The 22,131-nt window shown below is 76.0% G+C and carries 21 protein-coding genes and 1 pseudogene; 2 read left to right on the forward strand and 20 right to left on the reverse strand.

Annotated features, from left to right (window positions below; all coding sequences use genetic code 11):
• Window positions 1-5 precede the first annotated feature (5 nt).
• From RB146_05945 to RB146_05960, 4 genes and pseudogenes are all read right to left on the reverse strand, one after another.
• Window positions 6-776 (reverse strand): GTP-sensing pleiotropic transcriptional regulator CodY, encoded by a 771-nt coding sequence (locus RB146_05945; protein ID MDQ7828521.1) that lies wholly within the window; start codon window positions 774-776, stop codon window positions 6-8.
• Window positions 777-1,020: 244 nt separating this feature from the next.
• Window positions 1,021-3,153: a type I DNA topoisomerase gene (topA, locus tag RB146_05950; GenBank protein MDQ7828522.1), complete on the reverse strand. Its 2,133-nt coding sequence runs from the start codon at window positions 3,151-3,153 to the stop codon at window positions 1,021-1,023.
• Window positions 3,154-3,346: 193 nt separating this feature from the next.
• Entirely contained in the window at window positions 3,347-4,204 is an 858-nt protein-coding gene (dprA, locus tag RB146_05955) for a DNA-processing protein DprA (protein ID MDQ7828523.1), read from the reverse strand.
• Window positions 4,205-4,384: 180 nt separating this feature from the next.
• Window positions 4,385-5,888 (reverse strand): annotated as a pseudogene (locus RB146_05960) (YifB family Mg chelatase-like AAA ATPase).
• A gap of 43 nt (window positions 5,889-5,931) precedes the next feature.
• Here RB146_05960 and RB146_05965 point away from each other — a divergent pair.
• The gene (locus RB146_05965; GenBank protein MDQ7828524.1) at window positions 5,932-6,522 is read left to right on the forward strand and encodes an SPOR domain-containing protein; all 591 of its coding nucleotides are present in this window, start codon (window positions 5,932-5,934) and stop codon (window positions 6,520-6,522) included.
• Between the two features lie 38 nt (window positions 6,523-6,560).
• Here RB146_05965 and RB146_05970 read toward each other — a convergent pair whose 3' ends face one another.
• The gene (locus RB146_05970; GenBank protein MDQ7828525.1) at window positions 6,561-7,004 is read right to left on the reverse strand and encodes an MOSC domain-containing protein; all 444 of its coding nucleotides are present in this window, start codon (window positions 7,002-7,004) and stop codon (window positions 6,561-6,563) included.
• A 259-nt stretch (window positions 7,005-7,263) separates the two neighbouring features.
• Between RB146_05970 and RB146_05975 the strand changes: the two genes are divergently transcribed.
• Window positions 7,264-8,397, forward strand: a complete 1,134-nt coding sequence (locus tag RB146_05975) for a transposase (protein MDQ7828526.1) — start codon at window positions 7,264-7,266, stop codon at window positions 8,395-8,397.
• Here the strand turns inward: RB146_05975 and RB146_05980 are convergent.
• The 15 genes from RB146_05980 to RB146_06050 form a co-directional block, all read right to left on the reverse strand.
• The gene (locus RB146_05980; protein MDQ7828527.1) at window positions 8,394-8,771 is read right to left on the reverse strand and encodes a YraN family protein; all 378 of its coding nucleotides are present in this window, start codon (window positions 8,769-8,771) and stop codon (window positions 8,394-8,396) included. The genes RB146_05975 and RB146_05980 overlap by 4 nt on opposite strands.
• Window positions 8,772-8,880: 109 nt before the next feature.
• On the reverse strand, window positions 8,881-9,714 hold the full coding sequence (locus RB146_05985; protein MDQ7828528.1) for a ribonuclease HII: 834 nt from the start codon (window positions 9,712-9,714) through the stop codon (window positions 8,881-8,883).
• A gap of 54 nt (window positions 9,715-9,768) precedes the next feature.
• The gene (lepB, locus tag RB146_05990; GenBank protein MDQ7828529.1) at window positions 9,769-10,413 is read right to left on the reverse strand and encodes a signal peptidase I; all 645 of its coding nucleotides are present in this window, start codon (window positions 10,411-10,413) and stop codon (window positions 9,769-9,771) included.
• A gap of 18 nt (window positions 10,414-10,431) precedes the next feature.
• Complete coding sequence (rplS, locus tag RB146_05995; protein MDQ7828530.1) at window positions 10,432-10,773, reverse strand: 50S ribosomal protein L19; 342 nt, start codon at window positions 10,771-10,773, stop codon at window positions 10,432-10,434.
• A 131-nt stretch (window positions 10,774-10,904) separates the two neighbouring features.
• On the reverse strand, window positions 10,905-11,789 hold the full coding sequence (gene trmD, locus RB146_06000; protein ID MDQ7828531.1) for a tRNA (guanosine(37)-N1)-methyltransferase TrmD: 885 nt from the start codon (window positions 11,787-11,789) through the stop codon (window positions 10,905-10,907).
• Between the two features lie 7 nt (window positions 11,790-11,796).
• Window positions 11,797-12,480, reverse strand: coding sequence for a ribosome maturation factor RimM (rimM, locus tag RB146_06005; GenBank protein ID MDQ7828532.1), 684 nt, complete (start codon window positions 12,478-12,480; stop codon window positions 11,797-11,799).
• The gene (locus tag RB146_06010; protein MDQ7828533.1) at window positions 12,449-12,853 is read right to left on the reverse strand and encodes a YlqD family protein; all 405 of its coding nucleotides are present in this window, start codon (window positions 12,851-12,853) and stop codon (window positions 12,449-12,451) included. The genes rimM and RB146_06010 overlap by 32 nt, the downstream gene beginning before the upstream one ends.
• Window positions 12,838-13,200, reverse strand: coding sequence for a KH domain-containing protein (locus RB146_06015; protein ID MDQ7828534.1), 363 nt, complete (start codon window positions 13,198-13,200; stop codon window positions 12,838-12,840). Before RB146_06015 ends, RB146_06010 begins: the two co-directional genes overlap by 16 nt.
• Window positions 13,197-13,481 (reverse strand): 30S ribosomal protein S16, encoded by a 285-nt coding sequence (rpsP, locus tag RB146_06020; GenBank protein MDQ7828535.1) that lies wholly within the window; start codon window positions 13,479-13,481, stop codon window positions 13,197-13,199. The genes RB146_06015 and rpsP overlap by 4 nt, the downstream gene beginning before the upstream one ends.
• Entirely contained in the window at window positions 13,472-14,836 is a 1,365-nt protein-coding gene (gene ffh / locus RB146_06025) for a signal recognition particle protein (GenBank protein ID MDQ7828536.1), read from the reverse strand. Before ffh ends, rpsP begins: the two co-directional genes overlap by 10 nt.
• On the reverse strand, window positions 14,833-15,450 hold the full coding sequence (locus RB146_06030) for a methyltransferase (protein MDQ7828537.1): 618 nt from the start codon (window positions 15,448-15,450) through the stop codon (window positions 14,833-14,835). Before RB146_06030 ends, ffh begins: the two co-directional genes overlap by 4 nt.
• A gap of 73 nt (window positions 15,451-15,523) precedes the next feature.
• Window positions 15,524-15,994: a sigma factor-like helix-turn-helix DNA-binding protein gene (locus RB146_06035; GenBank protein ID MDQ7828538.1), complete on the reverse strand. Its 471-nt coding sequence runs from the start codon at window positions 15,992-15,994 to the stop codon at window positions 15,524-15,526.
• Between the two features lie 142 nt (window positions 15,995-16,136).
• A complete protein-coding gene (gene ftsY, locus RB146_06040) occupies window positions 16,137-17,054 on the reverse strand; it encodes a signal recognition particle-docking protein FtsY (GenBank protein ID MDQ7828539.1) in 918 nt (305 codons plus the stop codon).
• Window positions 17,055-17,104: 50 nt separating this feature from the next.
• A complete protein-coding gene (locus tag RB146_06045; protein MDQ7828540.1) occupies window positions 17,105-20,839 on the reverse strand; it encodes an AAA family ATPase in 3,735 nt (1,244 codons plus the stop codon).
• A 92-nt stretch (window positions 20,840-20,931) separates the two neighbouring features.
• Window positions 20,932-22,122, reverse strand: a complete 1,191-nt coding sequence (locus tag RB146_06050) for a glycosyltransferase (protein MDQ7828541.1) — start codon at window positions 22,120-22,122, stop codon at window positions 20,932-20,934.
• Window positions 22,123-22,131: the final 9 nt, after the last annotated feature.

The following is a 22,131-nucleotide window of genomic DNA, read 5'->3' on the forward strand; positions in this document are numbered from 1 at the left end:
GGGGCTCAGCGGCGGGCGCGGGTGCGGCGCAGCTCCTCCAGCAGCAGGGGGTTGAGGACCTTGATGTAGGTGCCCTTCATGCCCAGGGAGCGGGAGCGGATGACGGTGGCGCTCTCCAGCTTGCGCAGGGCGTTCACGATGACGGAGCGGGTGATGCCCACGCGGTCGGCCACGCGGCTGGCTACGACCACGCCCTCCGGGCCGCGCAGCTCGCTCAGGATGTGCCAGACCGCCTCGGCCTCGGAGAGGGAGAGGGCGGCGAGCGCCGCGCGCACCTGCTCGCGGGCCTGCTGCTCCCGCGCCTCCGCCGCCGGCGGAGGCGGGCGGCGGGCCTCCAGGCTGAGGATGGTGGCGGCATACTCCCCCAGCACCAGGTCCTTCTCGTCGAACCCGCCGTGGCTGCGTAGCAGCAGGAGCCAGCCCAGCCGCCGGCTGGCCACGCGCAGGGGGATGACGGTGGCCTGCCGCTCCGGCCCGGTCCCGCGCAACAGCGACAGGATCCCGTCGTGGCGCACGTTGCCCTCGATGCGGTCGATGGTCCCGAGCGCCTCCCGCGCCGCCGGCGGCAGGTCCCGCCCCGGCGCCAGCTCCTCCCGCAGGGGGTGGGCGGGGTGCGGGGCCAGGGCCTGGACGCGCCCCCCCTCGCCCACCACCAGGACGGTGGCGGCGGTGACGGCGGCCAGGCGCTGCGTCACGTCCCCGACGTCCACGTGCGCCTCGTCCGAGGCTTCGACGAGTTCGGTGATCGCCCGCGTCTTCTCCAGCAGGGATTCCATCACCCGGGGCTCCGGTTCGGCGTCGTCCTCCCCATTCGTGTGGCCGTCAGGATCATGGTGCCGCTCCTGTTCACAAATTAAACACAGTTGCGATAATGACAGGCTCACCCGGAGGGAGGAACGGGGCAGGCTGCGTGGAGGGGGTGACGGCGCGGCGGGCGGCGCCGCGGGCGGGGTGGATGGGGCGGCGGGTCAGACGGGGACGGCGGGTCGAGGGGGACGACGGGTCGAGGGGGACGACGGGTCAGACGGGGACGGCTTCGGGCTGGCGGGCGGGCTCGGTGTGGCCGCAGGCCTTGTTCGTGCAGGCGATGGTCGTGGCCCGCCGCGTGCGCTTCTCCACCATCAGGCTGCCGCAGCGGGGGCAGCGCTGCGCCACCGGCCGCGCCCACGAGGTGAAGCGGCAGGCGGGGTAGGTGACGCACCCGTAGAAGGTGCGCCCCTTGCGGGTGCGCCGCTCCACGATCTCCCCCCCGCAGAACGGGCAGGCCACGCCGATCCCCAGCGGGCGCGTGTAGCGGCACTCGGGGAACCCCGTGCAGGCGATGAACTCGCCGAAGCGGCCGTGCTTGCGCACCAGCGGGCGCCCGCACTCGGGGCAGGCCTCCCCGATGGCCACCTCGGGGAAGTCCACCGCCTCGATGAGGCGCTCGGCCCGCCGCAGGTCCCGGGCGAAGGGCGTGTAGAACTCGCGCACGACCTGCACCCACGGCCGGCGCCCCTCCTCGATCTCGTCGAGCTCCTCCTCCAGCTGGGCGGTGAAGTGCAGGTCGAAGACGTCGGGGAAGTGCTCCACCAGTAGGTCGGTGACGAGCACGCCCAGGTCGGTGGGGCGCAGCCGCCGGTCCTCCACGCGCACGTAGCCGCGCGACTTGATCGTCTCCAGCGTGGGCGCGTAGGTGCTGGGCCGGCCGATGCCCAGCTCCTCCAGCGCCCGCACCAGCGAGGCCTCGGTGTAGCGCGGCGGCGGCTGGGTGAAGTGCTGGCGCGGGTCGATGCGCAGCAGCCGCAGCCCCTGGCCGTCAGCCAGGGCGGGGAGCCACCGCTCCGCCTCCTCCTCCCCGTTGTCGCTGGCTTCCCGGTAGACGACGAGGAAGCCGGGGAAGCGCAGGCGCGCGCCGGTGGCGCGGAAGAGGAAGGGGCCGCCCCGGATGTCCACGGTGAGGGTGTCCAGCACGGCCGAGGCCATCTGGCTGGCCACGAAGCGCTTCCAGATCAGCTCGTAGAGGCGGTGCTGGTCCCAGCGCAGGTGGCGCTTCACCTGGTCGGGCGTGCGCGTCACCGCGGTGGGGCGGATGGCCTCGTGTGCCTCCTGGGCCTCGCGCCGCGAGCGGTAGCGGCGCGGGGTGTCGGGGACGTAGGCGGCGCCGTAGGCGGCGGCGATGTAGCGGCGGGCCTCCGCCTGGGCCGCCTCGCTGACGCGCACCGAGTCGGTGCGCATGTAGGTGATGAGGCCCACTGTGCCCTCGTCGCCCAGGTCGACGCCCTCGTAGAGCTGCTGGGCCAGGCGCATCGTCCGCGCCGCGGTGAAGCCCAGCTGGCGGTAGGCCTCCTGCTGCAGGGTGCTGGTGATGAACGGGGGCGCGGGGTGGCGCAGGCGCTCCCCCTGGCGCACCTCGGCCACCTGGTAGGCCTGCCGGCGGATCTCCTCGACCAGGGCCTGGGCCTGGGCCGCGGTGCGGATGACCTCGACGTTGGCCTCCAGCGGCGTCCCGTAGCGCGTCCCGTCGCGGCTTACCAGCCGCGCGGGGACGGCGGCGTCGGGGCCGTCCGGGGTGAAGACCCCCTCGATGGACCAGTACTCCTCCGGGCGGAAGCGCGCGATCTCGCGCTCGCGGTCGACCACCAGCCGCACGGCCACCGACTGCACCCGCCCCGCCGACAGCCCGCCGCGCACCTTCTTCCACAGCAGCGGGCTGAGCTTGTAGCCGACCAGGCGGTCCAGGATGCGGCGGGCCTGCTGGGCGTCCACCCGGCGCAGGTCGATGTCGCGCGGCGCGGCCAGCGCGCGCTCCACCGCGTCGCGGGTGACCTCGTGGAACTCGATGCGCCGGATGTTGGGGTTGACCGGGGTGAGGGCGTCCTTGAGGTGCCAGGCGATGGCCTCTCCCTCGCGGTCGGGGTCGGTGGCCATGACGACCCCCTGGGCCTTGCGGGCCGCCTCGCGCAGCCCCTTGAGCACCGCCCCCTTGCCCTTGATGACGATGTACTTGGGGGTGAAGTCGCGCTCGACGTCGACGCCGAGCTGGCTCTTGGGGAGGTCGCGCACGTGCCCCATGGACGCGGCCACCTCGTAGCGGCGCGCCGGCAGGAACTTGCGCAGCGTCCGCGCCTTCGTGGGGGACTCGACGACGACCAGGGTCTTCGGCTTCGCCATGGGTGACACGTCTTGTCTGTTTCCCCGGTCGGGACCGGACGAGACCTCGCCCGGGCCGTGTGACACCGCCCGGGGCGGTGGCCACCGGACCCGCCGACCGGGGACGGTCACAGACACCGAGCGGCGGATGGACCATCCGCCGCCCCCCGCGGCCCTCCCGGGCCAAACTCATCCCCTACGGTAGCACAGGGTGTCAAGGCAGCCGCACGTAGCGCTGCCCCGGCAGGGCCCGCACCAGGCCGCGCAGCTCCAGCACGGTCAGCGCCGCTCCCACCGTGGCCACGGGCAGCGCACAGCGGCGGGCCAGGACGTCGATGTGCTGCGGCTCCAGCGTGAGGTGCCCGTAGAGGAGGGCCTCGGGGCCGTCCAGCGCCACGGGCTGCGGCGCCGCGGGCGGGGCGGCGCGCCGGGGGAGGCGCAGCGCGTCCAGCACGTCCTCCACGTGGCGCACCGGGGTGGCGCCCTCGTACAGGAGGCGCAGCGGCAGCGCACTCGTCGGGGCGAAGACCGACCCCGGCACGGCCAGCACCTCCCGCCCCTGGGCCAGCGCGCACTCGGCCGTGATGAGGGCGCCGCTGTCCTCCCGTCCCTCCACCACGACGACGCCGAGGCTCAGCCCGCTGATCAGGCGGTTGCGCAGCGGGAAGTGGTGGCGCAGCGGCGGCGTCCCCGGCGGGTACTCGGAGAGCACGGCGCCGGCGGCCACCACCTGCGCCAGCAATCGCGCGTGCTCGGGCGGGTAGGCGCGGTCGGGACCGCACCCCAGCACCGCCAGCGTGCGACCGCCGGCGGCCAGCGCGCCGCGGTGGGCCGCCCCGTCGATGCCGCGGGCCAGCCCGCTCACCACCGTGACGCCGTGGCGGGCCAGGTCGCGTCCCAGCTGCTCGGCGATGTGCAGGCCGTAGGGCGTGGCGCGCCGCGCCCCCACGACAGCCACGGCCACCGCGTCCTCGGGGCGCAGCGTGCCGCGCACGTAGAGCAACGGCGGCGGTTCGGTGAGCGTGCGCAGCGCCACCGGGTAGGCGTCGTCCTCCGGCCGCACCACCGTCACCGCCGCCTCCGGCCTCGGCGCCGGTGTCGGCGTCGGCCGACCTTGCCCCCGGTCTCCCTGCCGCCCGCGCACGCCTCCTCCCTGCCGTCCGCGCACCCCTCACCCCGCTCCCGCCGGCCGCGCCGCTTCGTGGTCGCCCGGGCCGGCCGGCGCCGCAGGGCTCCACGCCGGCTCCCGCGGCCGGTCCAGCGCGCGGTAGGTGACCGCTTCGAGCAGGTGGTGGCGCGCGATGGCCGGCGCCCCCTCGAGGTCGGCGATGGTCCGGGCCAGGCGCACCAGCCGGTCGTGGGCGCGCGCGCTCAGCCGCAGCTGCGCCAGCGCGTCCCGCAGGAAGGCGCGGTCCTCGGCGCTGAGCCGGCAGTGGCGGCGCAGGTCGCGCGCGGTGGGTGCGGCCGCCCAGGATGCGCGCTCGCCCCGAGCGTGACGGAACGCCCGCGCCCGCGCCACCTGCGCCCGCAGGGCGGTCGAGCCCTCGCCGTCCGGTTCGGCGGTGATCTCCGCCGGGGCCAGCGCGGGCACCTCCACGTGCAGGTCGATGCGGTCGAGCAGCGGCCCGGAGACGCGGCCCAGGTAGCGGGCCACCTGCGGCGGCGTGCAGGTGCACTCCCGGCGCGGGTGGCCGTGGTAGCCGCAGGGGCAGGGGTTCATGGCGGCGACGAGGAGGAAGCGCGCGGGGTAGCGCACCGTGCCGCCGGCGCGCGCCACGGTGATGCTCCCCTCCTCCAGCGGCTCGCGCAGCGCCTCAAGCACGTCGCGGTGGACCTCGGCGAGCTCGTCGAGGAAGAGCACCCCGCCGTGCGCCAGCGTCACCTCGCCCGGGCGGCCGGCCGTGCCCAGCAGAGCGCTGCGGCTGGCGGAGTGGTGCGGGGCGCGGAAGGGACGCGCGCTGAGGAGGCCGCCGCCCGGTGGGACCAGCCCGGCCACGCTGTAGATCGTGGTCACGTCCAGCGCCTCCTCGGGGTCGAGGGGCGGGAGGATGGAGGGCAGCCGGCGCGCCAGCATCGTCTTGCCGCTGCCGGGCGGGCCGAGCAGCAGGACGTGGTGACCGCCAGCGGCGGCCAGGACCATGGCGCGGCATGGCGCGGCGCCCCTGCCCCTGCCCCTTGACGTCGGCGAAGTCCGGACCTTCCTGGGCGGATGGCGCCCGCGCCGGCGCGACGGGCGGCACCGGCTCGCGCCCCAGTAGCCGGACCACGGCCTGGGCGAGGGAGGCGGCCGGCACGACCGTGACGCCCTCCACGACGGCCGCCTCGGCGGCGTTGCCCTCCGGGACGACCAGGCGGCGCACGCCCAGGCGCCGCGCCAGGCGCGCGACGGCCAGCGCACCGCGGACCGGGCGGATTCGTCCATCCAGGGAGAGCTCACCCACGACGAGCGCCCCGTCGGCCAGCGCCGGCGGAACCTGCCCGGTGGCGACGAGCAGCCCCAGGGCGATGGGCAGGTCGTAGGCGGCGCCGTCCTTGCGCAGGTCGGCCGGTGCCAGGTTCGCCAAGATGCGCCGCGCCGGGACCCGGTGGCCGGAGTTCTTCACCGCCGCGCGCACCCGCTCGCGGGCATCCTGCTCCGAGGCGTCGGTGAGCCCGGTGATGGCGAACGCGGGCAACCCCGGCGAGACGTCGACCTCCACCTCGACTGGCACCGCCTCGATGCCTGCGAGCGTCGCGCTTCCCACACGCGCCAGCATCTCTCCCCTTTTCATCGGCCGGATGCGGCAGAATTAAGGGACGATGGCGGAGAACCGGCTCCTCTCCATCGGGCTCGCCCTCCTTCTCCTGACCGTCTCCCTGGGGCTGGGGTGGCTGGCCGGGCGGCTCTTCGAGGCCGGGTCCGCCCCGACGGTGAACGAGGCGGCGCTGCCGCCGCCCCCGACGATTCCACCGGGCTCCGCTCCCGCACGGATGGTCGGCGGGCCGCGGACGCCCGGCGCCACCGCCACCGTCCGGCCGACGCGGCCGGCGCCGGGCGGGGCTCCTGCCGCAGCCGGCCCGATGTCGACGCCGACGCCGTCACCGCAAACCTCGCCGCCTCCGCCGGCCGCGCGCGCCACGCCCATCGTGCTGGGACAGAGCGAGGTGGTCTCGCCGGCGCCTGCTAGGCGTCCGCTGCACATCGTGCAGGTGGCAGTCGTGGAGACGCGGGAGGAGGCGCAAGCCCTGATGGTCCGGCTCCGGGGCCTGGGGTTTGCGCCCTACCTCGTCGCCACGCGCGAAGGGTTCGCCGTGCGCCTGGGGGCGTTCCGCCGCGCCGCACACGCCGCGGCCCTCGTCCGCCGGGCGGAGGCGGCCGGAGTGTCCGTCACGGTGATCGTGCGTCCCTGACGGGATCCCGCGGCGGCCGGCCCCGTGGCCTTCGGCCCTCAGACCGGTTCCACCGGGTCGCCCACGCGGATCGTCCCGTCGCTGAGGATCGCCGCGCGCAGCCCGCCCCGGTGCACCAGGCCGCGCAGCACCCCCGGCCGGGTGAGCTGCTGCAGGTGGTGGCACGGTTCGCACAGGCCCACCCCGCGCAGGCGCACCTCGCCGACGCGGAACTCCCGGTGGACGAAGTGGTTGAGCGGGACGCCCCGCGTGACGATGTTGCGGCGCGTCTCCCCCGGGTCGATGACGACCCCGTAGTCGCGGGCGAGCGCGTCGACCGCCTCGGCCTCGACGAGGGTGACCTGCTGGCCACCGTGGCCGTGTGGCGACGGGGCGCCCTCGTAGTAGCGGTCGCCGACCAGCCCGCGTCCGGCCTCAGCCCTGACCTCCGTCACCGACTGCATGGGGGCGCCCGGGGCGGCGGCGATGTGGATCGATTCCACGACGCCACGTACCACCAGGGCGGGCTGGCTCGCCGACCGGGCCGCTGTGCCCCCGGTCGACCGGCCCGCCCGGCCGTGACGGAGATGGTCAGCAGCACGGTCGGCCATCGCCGGGAAGCTTTCCCCGGCGGGGCGGACCCACCCTGCCGGTCGGGGCGCTACCCGGAACTCCTTCATGCCGGTCGGAGGGAAGTCTGCGGGAGGTCTAGGGCCGGCCCGCGCCGGGCACGAACCGATGGACCGAGGAACGACAGCGGCCATGGCTGACGACGCCGTCACGGAGGCCCGAAAGGGGGACTCGGAGGGATGGCCCCCCAGCGTCCCAGAGCGTCCCATCGCCTTCCTCCTCCTGGACGGTCTCCGCCGCCCCGGGCGAGGCAGCGACGTGCTGCTCTGCGCCCTGGGCCTCACCCTGGACGGGGAGCGTGTGCCGCTCGCCGCCCGGCCGGCCGCCCGCGAGGACGAGCACAACTGGCGCGAACTCCTGCGCGGGCTGCGCGAGCGCGGCATCGGGGGCGAGCTCGTCCTCATCGCCTCCGACGGCCATCCGGCGTTAGTCAAAGCGGCGCAAGCCACCTTCCCGGACGTTCCGCAGCAGTTGAGCGTCCCCCACCGGCTGCTCGCGCTGGCCCGTCGCATCAGCCCGCGGTGGCGCCGCGCCTGCATGAACGAAGCGCGCCAGATCTTCACGGCGCCCGACCGCGGCACCGCCGTGGCCCGGTTCCGCGAGTGGCACGGGCGGTGGCTGCGCCTGGGCGAGCCGGCGGTGCGAACGATGGAGCCGGACCTGGCCGCCTGCCTGGCCTTCTACCGCTTCCCGCCGCACCTCTGGCCGCGCATCCGCACCGTCAGCGCCGTCGAGCAAGCCTTCAGGCACGTGCGGCGAGAGCAGGAAATCACCCGGATTCCTGAGCCGGCAGTGCCGGAGGCGACAGAGCTGGACCGCTCCGACTTGCCCCCAGCGGAGCCGGTGGCGGTGGACCCCGAAGCGGTAGGTGCGGCAGCCCCCTGGCCTCGGGGTCCCGTGCCTGAGATGCTCCCCGACGTCGAGCCCGGGGAAAGGACAGAGCCACCTGCGCCCGTCGTCGGCCTCTCCGACACCGCGCCCGTGCTCGACCCCCAGCCCCTCTCTCCGACTGACGCAGCCCCGGCTCAGGAGGTGTGGGCGCTCCAGGAGGTGGACCGCGAGCCCGTCTGGCCGGTCGGCCCGCAAGGGAGCATCCCGTCCGGCCGCGTCGAACCCGGCCCCGCCGCAGCGGACGGACCACCGCAGGAGGTGCAGCCCCGCCCGGCGCTGCGCGAGGGTCTGACCAGTTGGCGCTGGGTCGCCCTGGTTGTCCTCGTCGTGGTGCTGGGGCTGGCGGCGGGCGTGGTCCTGGCCCTGCGCTCCTAGCCGCCCCGGTCCCCTTCTCCGAACGCATCGCGCACCACCTCGATCCGCGCCCGGCCGGCCCGCACGGCCAGCGCCACCACGTCGAACCGGCAGGGTCGGTCTGCCAGGCCCCGGGCGGCCACGAACGCCCGCGCCAGTCTGAGCAGCCGGCGTCGCTTGGCCGCGTCGACCGCCTCTGCCCCGCCGCCCGCCCGGCCGGAGCGGCGGGTCTTCACCTCCACGAAGACGACGGCTTCGCCGTCGAGGGCCACCAGGTCCAGCTCCCCCAGACGCGTCCGCAGGTTCCGGGCGATGATCCGGTACCCGCGCGCCTGGAGGTACCGGGCGGCCACCTCTTCGCCGCGCCGGCCCAGCACCTGCCGTCTTCCGCTCACACCTCTCTCATCGGCAGGGCGGCCATGGTTTGCCGGGGGGGTGGAGTGGGGCGGCCGGGTCAGGAGACCTCCCCGGGCCGGCCGGGCGGGTGCGCCCGCGGGCGCACCCTCAGCGAGGCGCGCGGCCGTCCAGTTCCGGGAAGAGCGGCTCCTGCAGCAGGCGGACCGTCAGGAAGGAGCGGCGGTGCTCAGGGGTGAGACCCAGGCGCCGGATGGCCGCGACGTGGGCGCGGGTGGCGTAGCCCTTGTGCAGGGCGAAGCCGTACCCCGGGTAGCGGGCGTCGAGCTCGCGCATGATGGCGTCGCGGGTGACCTTGGCCACGATGGAGGCGGCGGCGATGGCGGCGCAGCGGGCGTCGCCGTCCACCAGCGCCTCCTGGGGCAGAGGGAGGTCGAGGCGGTAGCGTCCGTCCACCAGCACGAAGTCCGGCGGGGGCTGCAGCTGCAGGACGGCCCGCCGCCAGGCCAGGCGGGTCGCCTGCAGGATGTTCAGCCGGTCGATCTCCCCTACGTCGGCCACGCCGACGCCCACCCGCGCCCCGCAGGCCAGCAGCGCGGTGTACAGCGCCGCACGCCGGTCCGCGGGCAGGACCTTGGAGTCGTTCAGTCCCGGCAGGTGCGCCAAGGCGCCCTCCGGAAGGATGACCGCCGCCGCGACAACCGGCCCGGCGAGGGGGGCCACTCCGGCCTCGTCCACCCCGGCCACCCGGACGAACCCCTCAGCGCGGCGGGCCCGCTCCACGGCCAGCAGCGCCTCCAGCCGCGCCCGCTCACGTTCGCCCCGCGCCCGGCGGCGCAGGGCCTGTGCGGCCAGGCGGCGGACCCCCGCCCGGGCGTCCCGCGCCAGCCGCCGCAGCCACCGCTCGTCGACCTCGCCGCCCAGCAGCGCGGCGATCTCCCGGACGCTCAGGCGTGACGGCGGCGGCAATCCGGCCGGACGCATCGCGTCGGCGTCAGGCGATCCCGGCCACAGGCGCGCGGTGCACCGCCCGCTCCCTCAGTGGATCAGGCCGATGCGGTCGGGCGGCCAGTAGATGACGAGCGCCCGGCCGATGACGTTCCGCTCCGGGACGAAGCCGAAGAAGCGGCTGTCCTCGCTGTTGCAGCGGTTGTCTCCCAGGACGAAGAGGTGGCCCTCCGGGATCCGCTGGGGGCCGTAGGTGCTGGTGCAGGCGCGGTCGCCGCCACCCAGGGGCGTCGGGTAGCGCTCGCTGAGGGGACGGCCGTCGATCAGCACCAGCCCCTCCCGCAGCTCCACCGTCTCCCCGGCCAGCGCCACCACCCGCTTGACGAAGTCCTTGCTGGAGGCGAGCGGGTAGCGGAAGACGATGACGTCGCCGCGGCGGACGTCCCGGAAGCGGTAGGCGAACTTGGCCACGAGGATGCGGTCGCCCACCTGCAGGGTGGGCTCCATCGAGCCGGTGGGGATGTAGAAGGCCTGGACGACGAAGGTGATGATGAGGAAGCTCAGCACCGCGGCGACGAGCGTGGCGTCCACCGTCTCCAGGACGGCGTGGCGCCACGGCGCCGGCACCAGCGCGGTGCGGCGGAGGAGCACCCGGACGAGGCCGAGCCCGACCGCGGCCAGCAGGATGAACGTGGGGATGGTGAGCGGCAGGCGCTCCAGCCACTCCAGCCGCATGCCCGGCCGTCCGGCGGCCTAGCGCTGCTCCCGGATGCGCGCGGCCTTGCCGACCTTCTCCCGCAGGTAGTAGAGCTTCGCCCGCCGCACCCGGCCCCGGCGCACCACCTCGATGCGCTCGATGCGCGGCGAGTGGACGGGGAAGATGCGCTCCACGCCGATGCCGTGGCTCACCCGCCGGACGGTGAAGGTCTCGCGGCGCCCCGCGCCCTTGCGGGCGATGACCACGCCCTCGAAGACCTGCGTGCGCTCGCGCCCGCCCTCCACGACCTTGATGTGCACCCGCACCGTGTCGCCCGGGCCGAACGCGGGGAGCGTGGCACGCAGGCCCTCGCGGTCGACGACTGCCAGCTTGTCCATGGAGCCCTCTCCCTCCGATTACGACCCCTGATTATAGGCGACCGGGGCGGGTGCTGCCCAGGCATCCCGGACGCGCGGCGTCCGCGGCGCGCAACCGCGGTCCGCCCGACCGGCCAGGCAGCCCGGGCCGATCACGCACCGCGCTGAGGCGCCTGCGGACCCTCCTCCCCGGCCCCGACATCGGGGCGCTCTGCGGGACCGCCGTCGCCGCCGGTGCGGGCGTCCCGTCGTTCCGCCGCCCCACCGCCCGCACCCTGCACGGCTGACCGCTCGCCCGTGGCGCTCCCCTCCGCGCGGTCGAGCTCGGCCAGCAGGCGCCGGTCCTCCTCGGTGAGCACCGCCCGCTCCAGCAGGTCGGGCCGCCGCTCGCGGGTGCGGCGCAATTGCTCCCGCCGGCGCCAGCGCCGGATCTCGGCGTGGTGCCCGGAGAGGAGGACTTCGGGTACGCGCATCCCCCGGAACTCCGCCGGCCGCGTGTAGTGCGGGTAGTCCAGCAGCCCCTCGCTGAAGGACTCCGCCGCCACGGAGGCCGCATCGCCCACCACCCCGGGGACGAGGCGGGCCACCGCGTCGACGATGACCATGGCCGGCAGCTCCCCGCCGCTGAGGACGTAGTCGCCGAGGGAGATCTCCTCCGCCCCCAGCCCCTCCCGCACCCGCTCGTCGATCCCCTCGTAGTGGCCGCAGAGGATCACCAGGTGCCGCTCCCGGCTCAGCTCCCGCACGAGCGCCTGGGTGAGCCGCCGCCCCTGCGGGGAAGGGAGGAGCAGGCGCGGGGTCCCGCCGGCCTCCCGCCGGATGGCCTCGACGGCGGCGAAGAAGGGCTCCGGCTTCATCACCATGCCCGGCCCGCCCCCGTAGGGGACGTCGTCGACCTGGCGGTGGCGGTCGGTGGTGAAGTCCCGCAGGTCGTGGATGCGGATGTCCACGAGACCCCGCGCCCGGGCCCGCCCCACGATGCTCACTTCGAGCGGCGTGAACGCCTCCGGGAAGATCGTGACGATGTCGATACGCATGCGGGCCTCACGCGGGAGTCCGGGACCGGCCCGGTGCCCGGGCGGGGGCCGGCGTTGCGGCCCGGTCCAGCGTTGCCGCCCGGGCCGGCGTGCCGGCCCGGGCCGGCGTCCGCGTGGGGCGCCGGATCGTGGGCAGGTCCGGGGGGACCTCCACCGTCATCGTGCCGGCGGCCGGGTCGATGGCCCGCACCACGGGGCGGGTGGCCGGCAGGAGCACCTCCGCCTCCGGCCCGGTCACCCGGTAGACGTCGTGCGCCGCGCCCCGCAGCACCTCGGTGACGGTGCCGAGCACCTCCCCCGAGGTGGTGCGCACGGTGAGGCCCAGGACCTCGCCGACGTAGTAGGTGCCGGGCGGCAGCGGCACGCGCGCTTCCCAGGGCACGAGGAGGTCGGCGCCGGCCAGCGTCCGCGCCGCCTCGGGGTTCTCGACGCCCGCCAGCTTCACCAGGGCCACCGCGCCCTGCCAGCGCACCCCTTCCACCTTCCGCACCTCCGTGCGGTCGCCCCGGCGCACCAGCACCTCGCGCAGGCGGGTGAAGCGCTCGGGGAAGTCGGTCTCCGGGCGCACCTTCACCTCCCCGCGCACCCCGTGGGGACGCAGCACCCGCCCCACCACCAGGGCGCGGCCCGGAAGGCCGCGACCACCGGCCGGGTGGGGGTCAGGGCTCGCGGACCTCGATGACGATCCCATCCTTGACCAGGATCTCGCTGCGCCCGAGCTTCTGGAAGAGGTTGTCGCCGACGCGGATCTCCGTGAGGCTCTCCACCGTCCCCTGCGGGAACTCGCTGTTGAGCTCGAGCTGCTCGACCTCGCGCAGCCGGGCCTGCAGTTCGGCGCGCGTCGCCTCCTGCCGCGCCCGCTCCACCTCGAGCTGCTGCCGCACCGCCCGCGCCTGCGGGGTGATCTGCCGCTCCAGCTCGGTACGCCGGATCTGGGTCTCGATCTGGCCGATCAGCTCCTCGACCCGCTCGATCGCCTCCTCCAGCTCCCGGCGGTAGAGGCGCTTGAAGCTCTCCGTCACGACCGCCTTGATGACGATCGGGCGGATCACGGTGATGGCCATGGGTCCTCCTCCTCGTCCCGTCCTGGACCGACCGGGCTCCCCGGCCGGTCCGCGCCGGCACCGGCGTCGCCCTCCTGGTGGATGGCGAGGTGCGCGTGCGTCCGCCACCGCTGGCCGGCGGCGCGCACGACGGCCCGCAGCGACCGGGCGATGCGTCCCTGGCGACCGATCACCTTCCCCATGTCGTCGGGGGCGACCCGCAGCGTCACGACGGTGCCGCGGGCGTCGGCGCGGGCCTCGGTGTGCACGGCCTCCGGCCGGTCGACCAGGCCCCGGGCGATGAAGCCCACCAGGTCGGCCAGTCGTCGCCCGGCCTCCGCGGGGTCGTCCGCGGGCCCGGCGCTCACGACGGCGGCGCGGCGGCGCGGCGCCGCTCCTCCCACTTGCGCAGGATGCCGGTCCTCTCCAGCAGCACCCGGGCCGCGTCGGAGGGGCGCGCCCCCCGGCTCAGCCACAGGAGCGCCTTCTCCTCGTCCACCTGGATCGTCGACGGCTCGGTGCGCGGGTTGTAGTAGCCAAGCGCCTCGATGTACTTGCCGTCCCGCGGCCGGCGCGAGTCGGCGACGACCAGCCGGTAGGAGGGCTGATGCTTCTTGCCCAGGCGCATCAGCCGGATCTTCACCGCCATGGTGGTCCACCTCCAGGGAAGGGGCCCGCCTCGCCGGCGGCGCCCCGCTGTCGCTTCCCCCGCCGGCCCAGGCCCTGCACCTGACGTACCAGGCGGCGGGCCTCCTCGAACTGCTTGAGCAGGCGGTTGACGTCCTGCACGCTCATTCCCGAGCCGCGGGCGATGCGCCGCCGGCGGCTGCCGTCGATGATGGCCGGGTTCTGCCGCTCCTGCGGGGTCATGGAGTTGATCATCGCCTCCACGTGGACGAGCTGCCGTTCGTCCACCTGCAGCGTCCCGCGCATCCGGCCGAGGCCGGGGAGCAGCTCCAGGAGCTGATCGAGCGGCCCCATGCGCCGCACCTGGCGGAGCTGCTCCAGGAAGTCGGCCAGCGTGAACTCCCCGCGCCGCAGCCGCCGCTCCAGCTGGGCGGCCGCCTCCGCGTCCATGGTGGCCTGGGCCTTCTCGATGAGCGTGAGGACGTCGCCCATGCCCAGGATGCGCGCGGCCATGCGGTCGGGGTGGAAGGGCTCGAGCGCCTCCACCCGCTCGCCGACCCCGACGAAGAGGATGGGCACGCCCGTGACCGCCACCACGGAGAGGGCCGCGCCGCCGCGGGCGTCCCCGTCGAGCTTGGTGAGGATGAGCCCGTCGAGGCCCAGGGCGGCAAACCCCTGGGCCATGCGCACTGCGTCCTGGCCGGCCATGGCGTCGAGGGTGAGGAGGACCTCGGTGGGCCGCAGCGCCTCGCGCATGCGGGCCAGCTCCGCCATGAGGATCTCGGCGATGTGCAGCCGCCCGGCCGAGTCGACGATGAGCACGTCGTGGCCGCTGCGGCGGGCATGGTCCACCGCGGCCAGCCCCACCGCCACCGGATCGGTCGCCCCCGGCTGGGTGAAGGTGGGGACCCCGGCCTGCCGCCCCACCGCCTCGAGCTGCTCCACCGCCGCCGGGCGGCGCAGGTCGGTGGCCACGAGGAGCGGGTGGCGCCCGCGGCGGCGCAGCAGGTAGCCGAGCTTGGCGGCGGTGGTCGTCTTGCCGGTCCCGTGGAGCCCCACCAGCAGGAGGACGGTGGGGGGCTGCGGCGCGGTGCGCAGGTCGCGGTGGGCCCCGCCGAGCAGGCGGACGAGCTCGTCGTAGACGATCTTGATCACCTGCTGGGCCGGGGTGAGGCTCTTCCAGATCTCCTGGCCCACGGCGGCCTCGCGCACGCGGGCGACGAAGTCGCGCGCCACGGTGAAGTGGACGTCGGCCTCGAGCAGGGCCAGCCGCACCTCGCGCAGCGCCGCGTCCACGTCCTCGGGGCTGAGGTGGCCGCGTCCGGTGAGCCGCCGGAAGATCTCGCCGAGCCGGGCCTGCAGGCTCTCGAACATCACGCCTCCTTCACCGCGTCGAAGACCCGGAACCCGCCGCCCCGGGCCACCTCGCGCACGTTGCCGAACAGCGCCGCCACGTGGCGCGCCAGGGTGCGGGCGCCCTGGGCGGTGCGGGCCACGAACAGGAAGCGCCCGCCCGACCGCAGGCGGGCGTGGGCGCCGGCGAAGAGGGCCAGCACCTGCGCCCGCCCGGCCCGGATGGGCGGGTTCGTCACCACCAGGTCCACCGGACCGGGGACGACCTCCGCCCCGTCGCCCAGGTAGACGGTGACGTTGGCCAGGGCATTGCGCGCGGCGTTGGCGCGCGCCAGCTCCACCGCGCGCGGGTTGACGTCCACCAGGTGCGCCCACCCCTGCGGCGCCAGCGCCGCCGCCACCAGGCCGAGCACGCCGTAGCCGCACCCCAGGTCGAGGACCTGGTCGGCCGGCCCCACCGGCATCGTCTCCGCCAGCAGGCGCGTCCCGCGGTCCACGCCGCGCGCGCTGAAGACGCCCCGGTCGGTCTGGAAGACGAAGCGGCGCCCCCGCAGCGTCACCGCCAGCTCGCGGATCCGGCGGCGCGGGGTGGGGACGGTGCTGAAGTAGTGGCCGGGGACGTCCGGACGCGGCGTCATGAGCGGTCGCCCCCCGCCCGCGGCGGCCTCACCCGCGGCGGCCTCGCCCGCAGCGGCCCTGCCCGCGACGGCATCAGGAGACCTCGCCCACACCGGCCTCATCGCCCGCCGCGAGCTGTCCGGCCACGGCGTCCACCTCTCCCGCCAGGGCGCGCAGGTCGGGGTGGTCGAGGTCGTCGGCCAGGACCCGCAGCCGACGGGCCACGGCGCGCAAGGTCCGGCGGGCGGCGGCGGGCGCAGCCAGGGCCGGCGGGGTGCGGCCCGCAGACACGGGACGGGAGGGCGCGGCCTGGGGGGCCGGGGCTGGGCGCGGGCGGCCCACCAGGCCCAGGTGTTCCTCCAGGCGGATCAGCGCCTCCATCGAGCGCTGGAGGCTGTCGTGGACCGCCTGGCGGGTGATGCGCAGCCGCTCGGCGATCTCGCCCAGCGAGAGGTCGTCGAAGTAGTAGAGGCGCATGAGGCGCTGCTGGCGCGCCGTGAGCAGACCGCCGTAGGTCTCGAAGAGCTGAATCGTCAGCAATCGCCTGGCCAGGTCGCGGCGCATCGCGCTCCCTGCCCCCGTCCCCTCGACCCAGTTTCGACCCGATTATGTAAAGGTACTTAACTTGACAAACTCCTCTTTCGAGCATACCCGACCGCACGGGCACGGTCAACGGGAGGAGTGCGATGGCCTGCAGAAAACGGCGCTACAGCGCCTCCGCGGGCGGCACCAGGGCGTCGACGAAGGCGTCGGGGTCGAAGGGGACCAGGTCCTCCACCCCTTCCCCCGTCCCGAGTAGCTTCACCGGCAGGCCCAGCTCGCGGGCGATGGCCAGCACGATCCCCCCTCTGGCGGTTCCGTCCACCTTGGTGAGGGCGATCCCCGTCACCTCCACCGCCTCGTGGAAGAGACGGGCCTGGCTCAGCGCGTTCTGCCCGGTGGTGGCGTCCAGCACCAGGAGGCGCTCCACCGCCGGAGGGTCGGCGCGGCGGACGATCCGGTCGATCTTGCGCAGCTCCTCCATCAGGTTGACCTTGGTGTGGAGCCGGCCGGCGGTGTCGATGAGCGCCACGTCGGCCCCACGGGCGCGCGCCGCCTCCAGCGTGTCGAAGACCACCGCCCCGGGGTCGCCGCCCGGGCGGTGCGCCACCACCTCGGCGCCCACCCGCGCGCCCCAGCGGGACAGCTGTTCGGCGGCCGCGGCGCGGAAGGTGTCGGCTGCGCCCAGGAGGACGCGCTTCCCCTCGGCGCGCAACCGCCATGCCAGCTTGCCGATGGTGGTGGTCTTCCCCGTGCCGTTCACGCCCAGGACGAGGATGACGGCGGGCGGGGGCTCGGTGCGCAGGGGGACGGGCGGGCCGAGGAGCTCGCGCAGGGCCTGCCGCAGCGCCGCCCGCACGTCCGCGGCGGTGCGCAGTCCGCGGCCCGCGCGCAGGCGGTCGACGATGTGTGCGGCGGTGGCCGCGCCGACGTCGGCGAGGATCAGCGCCTCCTCCACCGCCTCGAGGGTGCGTGCGTCGACGGGGCGCCCCACCAGGGCGTCGAGGGAGGCGGCGAGCTGCTCCCGCGTCCGCCCCAGCCCCTCGCGCAGCCGCTGCCACCACCCCCGCCCGGTCTCCGCCATCGCTCAGGTCCCTGAGGGCGTGTCCCTTCGCGCGCTGCGGGCGTGCCGCGTCAGCCGGCCAGCGCCGGCGCCGTCGGACGGTCGCTCAGGCGCACCGAGAGCACGGTGGAGACGCCGGGCTCCTGCATCGTCACCCCGTACAGCACGTCGGCGACCTCCATCGTCCCCTTGTTGTGGGTGATGATGACGATCTGGGTGCGCTCGGCCAGGTCGCGCAGCAGCGTGGTGAAGCGGCGGGTGTTGGCGTCGTCGAGCGCGGCCTCGACCTCGTCGAAGACGCAGAACGGGCTCGGGTGGACGCGCAGCATGGCGAACAGCAGGCTGAGCGCCACCAGCACGCGCTCCCCGCCGGAGAGCATCCCCAGCGGCCGCATCGCCTTGCCGGGGAGGCGCACGACCACCTCGAGCCCCGGCTCGGCGCTCCCCTCCGTCCCCTCTGCCCCCTCGGGGTCTGCGGGCTGCACGAGCTCGAGGCGGGCTTCGCCGCCCTCGAAGAGGCGCACGAAGAGGCGCCCGAACTCGGCGGAGACCGCCTCGAAGGTCTCCCGGAAGCGCACCCGCAGCACCCCGTCCAGGTGGGCCACCAGGCGCAGGAGGGTGGCGCGCGCTTCGTGCAGGTCGTCCACCTGCCCTTCGAGCACGGCGATGCGCGCGGCCAGCTGCTCCTGCTCCTCGATGGCCCGCAGGTTCACGGCGCCGAGGGCCGCCACGAGCCCGCGCAGCGCCTCGAGCCGCCCCTGCGCCTCCTCCCGCGGCAGCGGCAGGCGCACGTCCGCCACCGCCTCCCACGTCGTGCCGAGGTCCTCGCGCACGCGGCGCAGGAGCGTCTCCCACTCCGCCGCGGCCTGGGCGGCGCGCACCTCCAGGCGGTGGAGGGCCCCCTCCGCTTCGTGCACCTCCGCTTCGAGCCCCTTCACAGTCTCCTGGGCGGCCGCCTGGGCGGAGGCCGCCTCCGCCCGCTCCGCCTCGAGCGCCTCGAGGCGCATGCGCAGCGCCTCGGCCCCGGCGACGAGCTCGTCGCGGCCGCGCTCCACCTCGGCCAGCTCGGCGGCCAGGTCGCGGCTGCTCTCGGCCAGCAGGCCCGCTCCCTCCAGCAGTCTGGCGTGGCGACGGGCCAGGGTCTCGCGCGCGCGGGTGAAGTCCTCGCGCCGCTGGCGGAGCCCCTCCAGCCGGGCCTCCAGCTCGGCCAGGCGCAGCCGCAGGCGCTCGACGTGGGCCCGGTCCTGCTCCACCGCCCGCTCCGCCGCGTCCAGGGCCCGCTCTGCCACCGCCAGGGCCTCGGCGGCGGCCGCCGCCTCCTCTCCGGCAGCGGCGACCTCGTCGGCCAGCGCCGCACGCGTGCGACGCACCTCCTCGACCTGCGCCTGCAGGCCCTGCGCGTCGCTGCGGGCCTCTGCGGCTGCGGAGGGCAGGTGCGCGCGCTCGCGCCGGACCGCCTCCAGGTGGGCGGCCGCCTCCGCCACCTCCCGCTCCAGCGCCGCCACCTCCTGATCGGCTGCAGAGAGTGCTGCCGCGGCATCCTCCAGGGCCCGCACGGCGGCCCCGCGCGCGGCTTCCGCATCCGCGTACGCCGCGCGTGCCTGCGCGAGCTCCCGCTCCGCTTCGGCCAGCAGGTCCTGCCGGCCCAGGAGGTCCCGCCGGCCCGGGACACCCTGCCGGCCCGGGAGGTCCTGCCGGCCCGGCGGCGAGGCGTCGACTGCGGCCCCACCGCTCACGGTGACGGCCCCGTCGGGCCAGAGGACCTCGCCGGCCACCGTGGCCACGGGACCGGGCCACTGCCGGCGGACGATTCGTGCAGCGTCCAGCGTCTCGGCGATCAGGGCGTCGCCGAGCAGCGCAGCCACGGCGCGGTCCGCCGGTGGCGGGGCGCTGACGAAGGCCACCGCCGGGCCCAGCAGGCCGGACACCTGAGGAAGCTCACTGGTGGTCGTCTGAGGGTGCACATCGGCGGACCGAGGGCGCAGATCGGCGAGCGGCAGGAAGGTCGCGTTCACCCCCACGCGGCGTGCGGCGGCCACGGCGGGCGCGGCGGCGGCGAAGTCGGCGGTCATCAGAGCGAAGAGGCGCGGGCCCAGCACGGCCTCCACCGCCGCCCGCGCCCGGGCGTCCACCGTCACCTGCTCGGCCAACAGCCCGAGGAGCCCCGCGCGGGTGACCTCGTCCATCGCCTGCAGCAGGGCACGGGCCTCGCCCTCTGCACCGGTCGGGCCCGCCTCCTGCAGCGCCTGGAGGCGCGACTCCAGGCGCTCCACCGCCACCTCGGCCGCCCGCGACCGGGCCTCCGCGGCCCGCAGCGCCGCCTCCGCCTCTGCCCGTGCCGCCTCCCGCGCCGCCCGCGCCGTGCGGGCGGCGGCCAGGTACTCCTCCGCGTGATGCAGGCGCTCTGCCGCCGCGCCTTCCGCGTCGGCGGCCTGCGCCGCCCGCGCTTCGGCCCGCCGGAGCCGCTCCAGGGCCGCCTCGGCCTGGCGCGCGAGCGCCTCCAGGGCGGCGTCCGCCGCCGCCAGCCGCTCAGCGGCCTGGCGCTGCCGCTGGACCGCCGCCTCACGGCGGGCCTGCGCCTCCTCCACCGCCCGTCGCAGCGCTGGCCGCAGGTCGGGAGCTCCGGGCTCCCCCGGGGCCAGTACCGACAGCTGCGCCCCGATGGGGTCGCCCGTCATCCCGCCGCCGGGAGTCCCGCCCATCTCCGGCGTACCGGGACGGGAGGAGAGCTGGGCGCGCAGCGCCTCGGCGGCGCGCTCCGCCTCCCCTCGGGCGTGCTCGAGCGCCGCCAGCGCCTCCTCGACCTGGGCCAGCTCCTCGGCCGCCTGGGCCGCCTCGGCCCGCAGGCGCGATTCCTCGCGCTGCTGCTCCTCCAGGCGCCGGCGGGCGCGCTCCACGCCCGCGTCTGCCGCCGCGCGGTGTTCCGTCAGCGTCAACCGCTCCTGCTGCAGCGCCTCCCACTGGCGGGCCAGCACCTCGCGACGGGCGGCCAGCGCCTCGGCCGCCTTGAGCGCCTGCGCCGCGCGGGCGGTGACCTCGTCCAGGCGGGTCCGAGCCGAGGCGACCTGGGCGGCCAGGCGCCGCTGCGCCTGTTGCAGCCGGCGTCCCTCGTCGGCGAGGAGCCCCTGCTCCAGGGCGGCGATCTCCGCGGTGTAGTCCCGGTACTGCCGCGCCGCCGCGGCCTGCTCGGCCAGGTGGGCGTGCTGTGCCCGCAGCTCCCCGAGCAGGTCGCCGAGGCGCTGCAGGTGCTGGGCGGCGTGCTCCAGCCGCCGCAGGCTCTCGGCGCGGCGGCGCTTGTAGCGGGCCAGGCCGGCCGCCTCCTCCAGCCACAGGCGCCGCTCCTGGGGGGAGGCGTTGAGGACGGCGTCCACCTCGCCCTGGCCCACCATGGCGTAGGAGCGCCCGCCCAGCCCCGTCCCCAGGAAGAGCATCTGGATGTCCCGCAGGCGGCAGGGGACGCGGTTGAGCAGGAACTCGCTCTCCCCGCCCCGGGTGGCGCGGCGCGTGACGCTGATCTCGCTGAAGTCGAGGGGCAGCGCCCGGTCGGCGTTGTCCAGGGTGAGGGTGACCTCGGCCAGGCCGTGGGCGCGCCGCCCCTCGCTGCCGGCGAAGATGATGTCCTCGGTGCGGGCCCCGCGCAGCGCCCGCACGTTGGGCTCCCCGAGGGCCCAGCGCACCGCGTCCTGCAGGTTGCTCTTGCCGCTGCCGTTGGGGCCGACGATGGCGGTGATCCCGGGGGAGAACTCGACCACCGTGCGGTCGGCGAAGGTCTTGAACCCCGCGAGCTCGAGGCGCTTCAGGTACATCCCGGCCTCCTCCTCGCCCGCCCGCGCTTGTCGGCCCGGCGGGGCGGGCGCCCCTGCTGCGACGGCGGCCGCCGCTCCTGTGGAGCGGCGACCTAGGAACGGTGGGGCGCGTCGACGCGCGTGCGCCTCAGGACCTCCTCGTAGAGCGCCGCCAGCCGGGCGGCCACGGCCGGCGTGGCATAGGCCCGCGCGGCCTCCCGCGCGCGGGCCCCCATCTGCGCGCGCCGCTCGGGGTCGGCCAGCAGGCCCCGCACGGCCGCGGCCAGCGCCGCGGGGTCGGGCTCCACCACGAGCCCGGTCACCCCGTACGTCACCACCTCGGGGGCGCCGCCGCGCGCGACCGCCACGACCGGCGTACCCGCGGCCATCGCCTCCACCAGCACGAGGCCCTGCGTCTCGGTCTGGGACGCAAAGACGAAGAGGTCGGCCGCGGCCATCGCCGCCAGGGCCTCCTCGTGCGGCAGGGCGCCGGTGAAGCGGACGCGCCCGCCCAGCGCCAGGTCGGCAGCCAGCGCCTCGAGCCCGCCCCGGCTGGGGCCGTCGCCGACAATGAGCAGATACGCCTCCTGCCCGTCGACAACCTGCCGGAAGGCGCGCAGCACCTGCTCCACCGACTTCTCCGGGGCCAGCCGGCTGACGGTGACGAGGAGCGGGGCCCAGCCTGGGGCGAGCCGCGCCCGTGCCGCCGCCCGGTCGATGGCGCCGATGGCCTCCACGTCCACCCCGGACGACGGCATCACGGTGACCGGCGTCCCGACGCCCTGGGCGCGGAGGAGGTCGGCCACGTAGCGCGACGGGGCGATGATGTGGTGGCAGCGCCGGGCGAAGGCCGCCGTGTAGCGCAGCACGAGGCGGCGGCTGAGCGCCGGGTGCACCCACGGCACGTAGTGGACGTACTCGTGGTAGAGGGTGTGGTGGGTGAAGACGACCGGCGCGCGCAGCCGCCGCGCCACCCCCAGCGCCAGCCGGCCGACGATGAAGGGCGAGTGCGCGTGCACCACCGCCACCCCGGCGGCGGCCAGGGTCCGGGCCACCCGCCGGCGGGCCGGCAGGGCCAGGGGGAAGTCCGGCTGCCCCGGCGGCAGGAAGGACGGCAACCGCAGCACGTCCGGCTCGGTGTCGGTGTGGCCGGGGTAGCGCGGGGCCACCACGAGGACGCGGTGACCGGTGGCCCGCAAGGCGGCGGTGAGCGAGCGCACGGCGTGCACGACCCCGCTCACGCGTGGGACGTAGGACTCCGTGACCATGGCCACGGTGAGGCGGTGCGGAGGGGCGGCGGACACGGCGGATGC

It is taken from the genome of Armatimonadota bacterium, from assembly GCA_031081585.1.
GTDB lineage: Bacteria > Sysuimicrobiota > Sysuimicrobiia > Sysuimicrobiales > Humicultoraceae > Geohabitans > Geohabitans tengchongensis.